The following is a 9,372-nucleotide window of genomic DNA, read 5'->3' as shown; positions in this document are numbered from 1 at the left end:
GCGTATGCTCATCGTAAACTGCGTGGTCAGATAGCTGACGAGCTCACGCTTTATCGCTGGTTTTAAAGCTTTTTTTCAATGACGTCTTTCAGCGCCCGGCATTCCAGACTCAGATCGGCAAACATCTGCTTCAGACGACGATTCTCGTCTTCGAGATCTTTGATCTTTTTGATGTCAGTAGCTTCCATCCCGCCATATTTCGCCTTCCAGTTGTAATAGCTGGCTTCGGAAATAGCGGCCTCGCGGCAGACATCTTTGACGGTTCGTCCGGCTTCGACGGACTTGAGAACGGCGATAATCTGGTGTTCGGTGAATCGTATCTTACGCATAGCGATCTCCTCAGGGGACATAGTCAGTATGTCGGAAGATCTCTAAAAGTGAATGGGCCGTTTTAGCGGGATACTTACATAATCATCAAGCCGATCGTATTATCCTATCCCCCCCCTCAATCCTTATGGTGATGTGGTGTGCTCCCTTTCAGATAGCGGGGTAGGTTAGGATGGATGTGTTGAAAAAATAGGTTTAATTATTTTAAATGGAGTTACAGTATGGCAAATTTAATTTATCTAACACTAAATGGTGAAAAGCAAGGATTAATATCTTCTGGTTGCTCAACAATTGAGTCTATTGGTAACAGATTTCAACGTGGGCATGAAGACCAAATCCAAGTGTTATCATTGAATCATATTATGACGAGAGAACAACATGTAAGTCATCATCCTTTAGCTTTTACTAAGCCAATTGATAAATCATCACCATTATTAGGTGTTTCTATATCTAGTAATGAGTTGCTTAAAGCAGAATTTTCCATATGTAGAACAAATGCATCAGGAGCTATTGAGGTTTTTTTTAGTATTAAACTAACAGATGCAACAATAGTTGATGTTTCATGTGCATATCCAAATTCAATTGAAAATAGTAGCTTGCTTCCGTATGAAAAGGTTTTGTTAAAGTATAAGTCAATCAGTTGGGAACATAAGATAGCCGGTACATCTGGTTATAGTATATGGGATGATAGAGTTTATTGATTTAACAAAGCAGTGCATATTTTATATACATGCACTATTAACACTAGTGTATTTTCCAAATAAATAAGTATGTTATAACGATCCATCCAATTGTTAGTCTTCCCCATATATTTGGGAAGAAAGTAGCAAAAACGCAAGCCATTACTACTATTAGTAGTACGGGTGTATAAGTCCAAAATAAATCTTTAAAAATAATTTTTATTATTTTTCTCATATTAAACACCATTGAAAATTTTATTTAGTGTTTCTATTGTTTCGTTTTCGTTCATTTCTTTTTCTATAGATGGAATCACGGGCGCTAAAATTGGTTTTATTATGAAATATAACATTTCAATTTCTAAGTTATATAGCTCTCTATAGTACACGGGGCTTTCTCGTTTTAGATTATTTGCAGCGACTGCTGCCTCTTCAATGTATCCATATAGTCTGGCTAAAGTTAATGTTACATTGCTAATTATTGCCATTCTCTTTCTTGTTACTTCATTTTTAAATAAAGTCATTACTATCTGATGTTGTATTACGAACACAATTGTTTTTTGAGTTAACTGTACGGATGATATTTTTGATGATAAAGAAGATACTTTCATTGCTATTCGCTCGAGGCTTTTACCATCTTTATTTTTCAATAGTAGTCTTATATATATATTTATCATTAAGGTTATTATGTTTTTGCTTTTTACAACTTGTTTTACTGCTAAAAAAAATCTGTAATCTTCAGTATTTATTTGTTGATTAACATCTTGATACCCATCAAAAAAATATGATGTTCTCCAAGTTAATCTCTTTAGACCTTCTCCTATGGTGTTAACTGTGTCCTCTGCTACTTCACTAATCCCTCTAAATGAATGATCTAGTGATAGGGCCAGGGTTCTGTCTGATTCAGTCTTGATTCTTGAATAGTTTTCAATGTAATCATCCATTTATTAAGTGTCCTTTTTTTATTTTCAATGTAAAATGTAGTGTTTTGATTACTCGTTATTTGTGGCTCATTAGGAATGTCCAGGCTATAGTTTTCAAACCTGTATGTCTAGTCAACGACTCACTTTTCCTGATGAGGAGTTTTCTATGGCTATACATGACGCCGGGATGTTCACCGTGAAAGAAATCAACCGCCTCAAAATCATTCAGGATGTCGTCGACCGGCGTCTGACTACACTAATGGCCGCGCAGCGCCTGGACATTTCCGCTCGCCAGTGCCGACGCCTTCTGTCGCGTCACCGTGAATCTGGCCCGCTTAGTATAACCAACCGTCGTCGCGGAAAACCCAGCAATAACCAGTTGCCTGATAGTCTTGCCCGGTACGTACTCAGTATTATCCGCGAGCGCTATATCGATTTTGGGCAGACGCTGGCGTGTGAGAAACTCGCAGAACTGCACGATGTACACCTGTCCAAAGAAACCGTCCGTTCACTAATGATCAAAGCTGGTCTCTGGGTTCCCCGCAAGCAACGTGCTCCAAAAATTCAGCAGCCGCGATATCGGCGGCCCTGCTGCTGCGAACTGATCCAGATTGATGGTTGCGACCATCACTGGTTTGAGAACCGAGCTCCCGCCTGTACTGCACTGGTCAACGTAGACGATGCGACGAGCCGGTTGATGCAGCTTCGATTTGTGAAATCGGAATCGACCTTCACTTATTTTGAAGCTACCCGGGACTATCTGGAAAAGCATGGCAAAAAAGCCAGCGTCTTCAGAATCAACAATAAAAACGCTACCGATGGCAATGGTTATACCCAGTTTGGCCGAGCGATGCACGAACTTAACATCCAGACTATCTGCACCAATACCAGCTCTGCCAAAGGCCGCGTGGAACGCGCACATTTGACGCTTCAGGATCGCCTTGTAAAGGAACTCCGACTAAACGGGACGTCGCTCCCCTACCCTGCTTATGATCGCCTTCAGGAAATAGACCAGAGCGCTATCGTTGACAATAAGCGCCTCGGGCGCACACTCGAATTTGTTAAGCTGGTGCAAAGCAAACGCGACAATAACCGTTCACAGGCACTCCCTGCCGGTGATGGCCCTTCACGGCGGCGCAGAAAACCAACTGATAAGAAATCTCAACGCTCACTCAACGGTGACAATATGCTGGAAGCCTTGATGGCACTGCAATTACGTTCTGAGAAGATTTTTGGGACAAAGAAATGAACTGAATACTATGACAGACATGCCCGCCGCACCATAGAACTTCAATGCTAAGTTAGCTGTGAGCGAAAAGCCGACGTCCCATCCAGCGAAAGAACGTAAAAAAACCGCTTCACGGCGGTTTAACTGTCCAGTTAGGAAGTTGCGCTTGCGAGTCGTGCTGCAAATCCAATGAAAAACATACCTACAAGCGCGTTTCCGGTGGAAGATAACCTGCGGTTGCCTTTCAGACGGCTGAGCAAGTAAGAGCCGCAGAAAACGAGAAAGCCGAAATAAACGAGAGTAATTGTGAACATTACTGCTGCAAGAATAATAAACGCCATCCAGGAGTGTTCAGCCTGAACATTGATGAACTGGGCGAAGAAAGAGATATAGAACAGCAGCGTCTTTGGATTCAGTAAAGTAACCAGCATTCCGCGTCCAATGATCCACCCGGCATCAGCTAAAGATTTTTTTTCCTCACTCGTTTCGACAGCTGGCTTAAATATAGCGCGTATCGTCTGGACACCGAGATAGAAAAGATAAGCAGCGCCTGCGTATTTTATGGCGTTAAATAAGGCAGGGGTTGAGCTTATGACCGCGGCCAGTCCACACCATGCCAGCAAAACCAGAATAACGTCGCTCAGGAGAATGGAAAATATTGCAGCGAAGCCCCGTTTGATGCCGCTGGTAATGCTAGTTTTAATCACGAACATGGTTTCAGGGCCAGGCACAAGGACTATCAGCGTCGCACCAAACAGGTACGTCCAGAAATTCACGACACCAAAATCAGCAAACATTTTCACTCCCGTTCTCTCGTTTTCAACGAGGCTATTCTAACGTAACCAGCGTTAATGAAAACACATCGCGACTGCTTTCTATGCAACCAATGTCTGCTGTTGGTACAGAGCGGACATTTCAACTTTGCCCTGGTCCGGACATCTGAACTTAGATTCAACAACCATTTAGAAAGCACGTTTATCCGGCAACCCACGGCCCGTATAATCCGAATCTCGGCCATTCGGTCGGTATGGCGGGCGGGCAAAACAGCTTCAATATCTCATCGCATAGCTACGATCGGCTGGAAACCGGCATTTGGTTCGGTTAGTCGTCCACGAGCAACAGGATAATCAGCATAAGCAACCATCGAGCCTCGATCGCAGGGGAAGACGGGATTCACCGACCGGGGCCGGCGGGGTATCCTGCCGTGGTTCCATTTCTCAGCCATAACCCACTGAAACAGGAGACGTAAGCGCTGGCTGCCAACATCAACCCTGAGATCTCTTCCCGTTCTCAGCTGGCCAGACTTTTTAACGCAGCAGATGCTGGGTCGGCAGCGCCGTCGTGTACTTCACCTGGCTCAGCGCAAAGCTGGAACGAATACTCGCCACACTGCGAATTTGCGTCAGGCACTCCTGAATAAACACCTGATATTTCTTCAGGTTTTGCACCACCACGCGCAGCAGATAGTCCGCTTCCCCCGTCATCAGGTAGCATTCCATCACCTCTGGACGGTTGCTCACGGTGTCGGTGAACTCCTCCAGCGACTGTTTATCCTGATGTTTCAGGGTCACGTGGACAAAAACATTCACCTCCAGCCCGAGACTTTCCGGATCTACCAGCATCACCGATCCGCGGATTACGCCCTTTTCGCGCATTTCCGACACCCGTCGCCAGCAGGGTGACACCGAAAGTCCCACCCGCTCAGCCAGTTCGGCATTACTGATATCGGCCTGCTTTTGCAGAATATCGAGGATTTTCAGACTGACTTCATCCAGTTGTGGCTTCTGTTGCGGCATAGTTATCCTGTAATAGTGAATTTAACCGTAAATTTTTTCTTTTACGCAGCAAACCAAGAACAAAATAGCACGGATTTACCTGATAAAGCGGCATAGCATTATCGAAATCATGCTGCTTTATCAGGAAACCCGATGAGCGTTATCACTTCCGAATCCCTTAAACAAAATACGGCCCGTTATGCCGGGCGATCGACTCTGTTATGGCTGCTGTTAATGGTTGTGTTATGGGGATTGAGCTGGCCGGCTACCAAGCTGGCGCTGAACGTGACGCCGCCGCTGTGGCTGGCTGCGATCCGTTTCGGGTCGGCGGGTATCTGCCTGTTTGCCTTTGTGGCGCTGCGCGGCCAGCTCAGACTCCCATCGCGCCAGGATCTGCCAATCGTTGCCTCGGTAGGGATTATGCAGATGATGGTGTTCACCGGGCTGGGGATGATCGCCATGCGCCATACCGACACCAGCCACGCGGTGCTGCTGGCGTACACCACGCCGCTGTGGGGAATACTCACTTCGTGGCTGCTGCTGAAACAGGCACCGTCTAAACTCCAGCTCGTCGCGTTGCTGACCGGAATGGCGGGCATCGGATTGATCTGTTCGCCGTGGGAAATGCAGTGGGATAACCCCGAAGTACTGACGGGCGCCGCGCTGCTGATTATTGGCGCAATATCCTGGTCGCTGGTGATTGTGCACGTGCGCCATCACCGCTGGGCTTCATCGCCGCTGTCGCTGGCCCCATGGCAAATGCTGCTGGCTGCGGTGCCGCTGGCGCTGATCGCCTGGGGCGTAGAAGGCTCACCGGCGACGATTGCATTCAATGCGAACCTGCTCTGGCTACTGCTGTTTATTGGCCCGGTAGCCACGTCACTGTGCTTCGTGATCTCATCCGAGCATGGTCGGCGGGTCAGCGTGTTTACCATGTCCAACGTCACCCTCGGCGTACCGCTGATCGGGGCCGTGGCCGCCGTGATGTTTCTGCAAAACACGCTGTCATCGCTGTATATTGCCGGCCTGCTGCTGATATTCTCCGGCGTGATGTTGACCACGTTTGCCGCAGTGAAAAAGTAAATTATCGCAAAGGCCCTGCCGGGCCTTTGCCTTTAACCGCTTTAAATCCAGCACACCGCCGTTTTTTTCGACGCCGGCATCAGCCCATCGTAAAATTTTCCACGGCCTGCCACTCGCCTACCAGTACGCTGACCAGTTCAGCCGCAGGCAGCTCGCGGGCAAGCGGCGCACCCTGTCCTGCCCACTGCGCACCGTAACCGTGGTCGCCTTTAGCGCTGGCCGCGGCAGCGAGCGCTTTGCCGAGGGCATAGGTCAGCGGATAGTCAGGGATCGTCTGCGCGGGAACATCCTGCATCATGCGGCAAAAGTCATTGATAATGCAGCGCGCAGGCCGCCCGGAAATCGCCGCCGTCATCACCGTACTGGCGGCCTCTTCGCTCTTCATCAGCTGCCGGTAAGCCACATTCGCCGCCGATTCCGGGCAGAGCACAAAGGCGGTTCCCAGCTGTACGCCTGCCACTCCCAGCTTCATCATCGCCGCGATCCCCGCACCGTCCATAATGCCGCCAGCGGCAATCACCGGCAGCCGCGATACCCGACGTATCGCCTGTACCAGCGTAAAGGTGCTGAGTGCCCGATCTTCAGCCTGCGGGTCAAAAATACCCCGGTGGCCCCCGGCCTCAATGCCCTGCGCGACGATAAAATCGACGCCGGCCTCTGCCATCACCCGCGCTTCTGCCGGACTGGTCGCCGTCGCCAGCGTGACGATACCGCAGGATTTCAGCCGCTGAATGAATTCTCCTGAAGGCAGGCCAAAATGGAAACTGACGGCGGCCGGGCGGGTATTCAGCAGGATATCCAGCATCGCGTCATTGCCGCAAAAGCTCTGATAAATCTCCGAGAGTTCTGCCGGAGGGACCGCATCAAAGCGCCTGAAGCGCTCGTCAAACCGCGCAATCCACGCCTTCTCGACGTCAGGATCGCGCTGTGCCGGAGCATGGCAAAAGACATTGACGTTTAACGGACCGCAGGTCAGGGACATCGACTGTCGGATCATCCTATCTGCCTGTTCCGGCGTTGAGGCCCCAATGCCGATCGAGCCCAACGCCCCCGCGTTGCTGACGGCGGCGGCCAGTTCAGGCGTGGAGACACCGGCCATCGGTGCCTGAATCAGGGGATAGCGGAGGTTAAGCATTTTGCAGATCACATTGTCCATTCGATCATCCTTTGCGGCATTGCGGGACGGGCCATAAAAGCGAATGGCAAGAGTATAAGATCGTTTGTGCGGGCTGGCCCTCTCAATATTGCGTTTATGAGTACTAAAAGATGCGTAAAAAAGAAGTGGAAATACATTAAATATGAGGTAATTGTTATTACATCGTTCAATTTAATTACTTTAAAAAAGAAATTAAAACATTATTATCTACGGAAAGAATTTACACTAAGTTAATTACCAGAAACGACTCTCTTTATCTTTTAAAATAACTCTGCGACCAGGAGTTTATGGCGAGGACACTATTAACCGCTTTCGGAGTGGATATCTCATTGAAAACAGCATTAGCCGTTATATTTGAATTATAAAAACCGGAGCTGAATCATGATTGAAAATATCCTCGCGAATATCAATAATCGCCTGAGCAATAAAGACGTCGCCGCCTTACTGTTGAGGATCATCCTGGGGGCTTATTATTGTTTCACGGCTGGCACAAGGTCCATAGCGGTATCCGTTTTATTCTCAATACGATGAGTGAACACGGTGTCCCGGCCTTCGTAGCCTACGGCGTTTACCTGGGCGAAGTGGTGGCACCGATATTGGTTATTCTCGGTATCCTCTGCCGCCCCTCCGCGCTGGCCATCATTGGTACGATGATAGTGGCGTGGCTGCTGGTGGACGTGAATAATACGCTGGCGCTGAGTGAAACCGGCACATGGGCAATAGAGGACCTGGTCTTCTACGTGATGCTGTCCGTTATCTTACTGTTCCTCGGCTGTGGTAAACACTCGGTGATATCTAATCCCAACTGGCGATAAAAAACGGGCAGCCTGCATATCATGAAGGCTGCCCGATTTATTGGTGAACCGACCGAACGCGGGTTTAGGCGTTGTCGATTTTCGGCAGGAACCACGCCAGCAGCCCCGCCAGCGGCAGGAATGAACACAGCCAGTAGACATTCTCAATGCCGGTTTTATCCGCCAGCGCGCCCAGCACCGCCGCAGCAATCCCGCCCAGGCCGAAGTTCAGCCCGTAGAACAACCCCCCGACCAGACCGATACGATTCGGCGCCAGCTCCATGGCGTAAATCAGAATAGCGGCAAACGCACTGGCCATAATCAGGTTGATCAGGATCGTCAGCACCACCGTCCAGTGGAAATCCGCGTACGGCAGCATTAGCGTTAGCGGCAGCGGGCCGAGGATGGAGATCCAGATGATTTTATATCGACCAATGCGGTCACCTAAAATCCCGCCCAGCAGTGCACCCACCGCCGACGCGGCAAGGAACAGGAACAGCATAAACTGGGATGTGGTGATCGAGGCACCAAAATGGTCCATCAGATAGAACGTGTAAAACGAGCGGAAGCTTTCGTTATAGGCATTCTTGGAAAACATCAGCAGGGTCAGCACGATAAGCCCGGTTGCCACCACCGCTGGTGGGTAGGTTTTGGACTTGTGCCCGCTTTTTGCCTTTGCTTTTACCGACTGAATAAAGCTGTGCTTCATGGCATCGTGGCGTCCGGCGGTCCAGATCATCAGCCCGACGGCGAACAGCGCCAGCACTGCAAACCACGCCAGACTTTCCTGCCCACGCTGCACGATAATCAGCGCCGCAAACAGCGGTCCCATCGCACCACCGGCCTGGCCTCCCACCTGGAAGATGCCCTGAGCCAGCCCCTGCCTGCCCCCTGATGCATAGCGCGCCATGCGGGTGGCCTCCGGATGGAAAATAGAGGAACCAATACCGATGCTGGCAGCGGACAGCAGGATCAGATGATAGCTGGGCGCATACGCCAGCCCTATCAGCCCCGCCAGGGTAAACATCATGCCAAGTACGGTGGAATAAGGATAAGGGCGACGGTCGGTAATCGCGCCCACCACCGGCTGCAGGAGCGATCCCGCAATCTGGAAAGTCAGGGTGATAATACCGATCTGCACAAAATCGAGCTGATATTTCTCTCTCAGAATCGGGTAGACGGCGGGAATCAGAGACTGGATAAGATCGTTAAGTAAATGCGTTAACCCCAGAACAAGCAGCACGCTCATCCAGGTTTTTGGCCGCGCAACGGCCGCAGTATTATTCATTTTTATACCAGTGAGATAGTTTTAATACGTTATTGTTCTAACGCAGGAAAATTGAATTTGCCATTAATCAGATGCCATCCTGGCAACCCCTTTTTAGCAGATGTTAAAGATTGGAAACAAG

9 protein-coding genes and 1 pseudogene are annotated in these 9,372 nt (G+C 49.3%); 4 read left to right on the top strand and 6 right to left on the bottom strand.

Annotated elements, in window-relative coordinates; all coding sequences use genetic code 11:
- Nucleotides 1-329, bottom strand: a pseudogene (locus tag AC07U6_RS19210) (transposase); the annotation flags it as partial.
- Nucleotides 330-548: 219 nt separating this feature from the next.
- Here AC07U6_RS19210 and AC07U6_RS19205 point away from each other — a divergent pair.
- Nucleotides 549-1,028: an Hcp family type VI secretion system effector gene (locus tag AC07U6_RS19205; RefSeq protein ID WP_494764728.1), complete on the top strand. Its 480-nt coding sequence runs from the start codon at nt 549-551 to the stop codon at nt 1,026-1,028.
- A gap of 215 nt (nt 1,029-1,243) precedes the next feature.
- Here AC07U6_RS19205 and AC07U6_RS19200 read toward each other — a convergent pair whose 3' ends face one another.
- Nucleotides 1,244-1,948 (bottom strand): hypothetical protein, encoded by a 705-nt coding sequence (locus AC07U6_RS19200; protein WP_494764727.1) that lies wholly within the window; start codon nt 1,946-1,948, stop codon nt 1,244-1,246.
- A 145-nt stretch (nt 1,949-2,093) separates the two neighbouring features.
- Here AC07U6_RS19200 and AC07U6_RS19195 point away from each other — a divergent pair, with 145 nt between their 5' ends.
- On the top strand, nt 2,094-3,176 hold the full coding sequence (locus AC07U6_RS19195; RefSeq protein WP_494764726.1) for an ISNCY family transposase: 1,083 nt from the start codon (nt 2,094-2,096) through the stop codon (nt 3,174-3,176).
- 131 nt (nt 3,177-3,307) lie between these two features.
- Here AC07U6_RS19195 and leuE read toward each other — a convergent pair whose 3' ends face one another.
- A complete protein-coding gene (gene leuE, locus AC07U6_RS19190) occupies nt 3,308-3,952 on the bottom strand; it encodes a leucine efflux protein LeuE (protein ID WP_494764725.1) in 645 nt (214 codons plus the stop codon).
- 510 nt (nt 3,953-4,462) lie between these two features.
- On the bottom strand, nt 4,463-4,951 hold the full coding sequence (locus AC07U6_RS19185) for an Lrp/AsnC family transcriptional regulator (protein ID WP_494764724.1): 489 nt from the start codon (nt 4,949-4,951) through the stop codon (nt 4,463-4,465).
- Between the two features lie 132 nt (nt 4,952-5,083).
- On the opposite strand from AC07U6_RS19185, the gene AC07U6_RS19180 reads away from it, so the two are divergent.
- Nucleotides 5,084-6,013, top strand: a complete 930-nt coding sequence (locus AC07U6_RS19180; RefSeq protein ID WP_494764723.1) for a DMT family transporter — start codon at nt 5,084-5,086, stop codon at nt 6,011-6,013.
- Nucleotides 6,014-6,092: 79 nt separating this feature from the next.
- Here AC07U6_RS19180 and AC07U6_RS19175 read toward each other — a convergent pair whose 3' ends face one another.
- The gene (locus AC07U6_RS19175; protein ID WP_494764736.1) at nt 6,093-7,214 is read right to left on the bottom strand and encodes an NAD(P)H-dependent flavin oxidoreductase; all 1,122 of its coding nucleotides are present in this window, start codon (nt 7,212-7,214) and stop codon (nt 6,093-6,095) included.
- Nucleotides 7,215-7,642: 428 nt separating this feature from the next.
- Here AC07U6_RS19175 and AC07U6_RS19170 point away from each other — a divergent pair, with 428 nt between their 5' ends.
- Nucleotides 7,643-7,984: a DoxX family protein gene (locus tag AC07U6_RS19170; RefSeq protein WP_494764722.1), complete on the top strand. Its 342-nt coding sequence runs from the start codon at nt 7,643-7,645 to the stop codon at nt 7,982-7,984.
- 64 nt (nt 7,985-8,048) lie between these two features.
- Here AC07U6_RS19170 and AC07U6_RS19165 read toward each other — a convergent pair whose 3' ends face one another.
- Nucleotides 8,049-9,251 carry an MFS transporter gene (locus AC07U6_RS19165; RefSeq protein ID WP_494764721.1) on the bottom strand — a complete coding sequence of 401 codons (1,203 nt, stop codon included), beginning with the start codon at nt 9,249-9,251 and terminating at the stop codon, nt 8,049-8,051.
- Nucleotides 9,252-9,372 lie beyond the last annotated feature (121 nt).

Source organism: Erwinia sp. GW821-FHT03D09, assembly GCF_059420805.1.
This window is presented reverse-complemented; position numbering and strand designations above follow the sequence as displayed.

Excerpts from the sequence above, each read along its gene's own strand:
- AC07U6_RS19205 (WP_494764728.1), top strand. The coding sequence starts at position 549 with ATGGCAAATTTAATTTATCTAACACTAAATGGTGAAAAGCAAGGATTA.
- AC07U6_RS19200 (WP_494764727.1), bottom strand. The coding sequence starts at position 1,948 with ATGGATGATTACATTGAAAACTATTCAAGAATCAAGACTGAATCAGAC.
- AC07U6_RS19195 (WP_494764726.1), top strand. The coding sequence starts at position 2,094 with ATGGCTATACATGACGCCGGGATGTTCACCGTGAAAGAAATCAACCGC.
- leuE (WP_494764725.1), bottom strand. The coding sequence starts at position 3,952 with ATGTTTGCTGATTTTGGTGTCGTGAATTTCTGGACGTACCTGTTTGGT.
- AC07U6_RS19185 (WP_494764724.1), bottom strand. The coding sequence starts at position 4,951 with ATGCCGCAACAGAAGCCACAACTGGATGAAGTCAGTCTGAAAATCCTC.
- AC07U6_RS19180 (WP_494764723.1), top strand. The coding sequence starts at position 5,084 with ATGAGCGTTATCACTTCCGAATCCCTTAAACAAAATACGGCCCGTTAT.
- AC07U6_RS19165 (WP_494764721.1), bottom strand. The coding sequence starts at position 9,251 with ATGAATAATACTGCGGCCGTTGCGCGGCCAAAAACCTGGATGAGCGTG.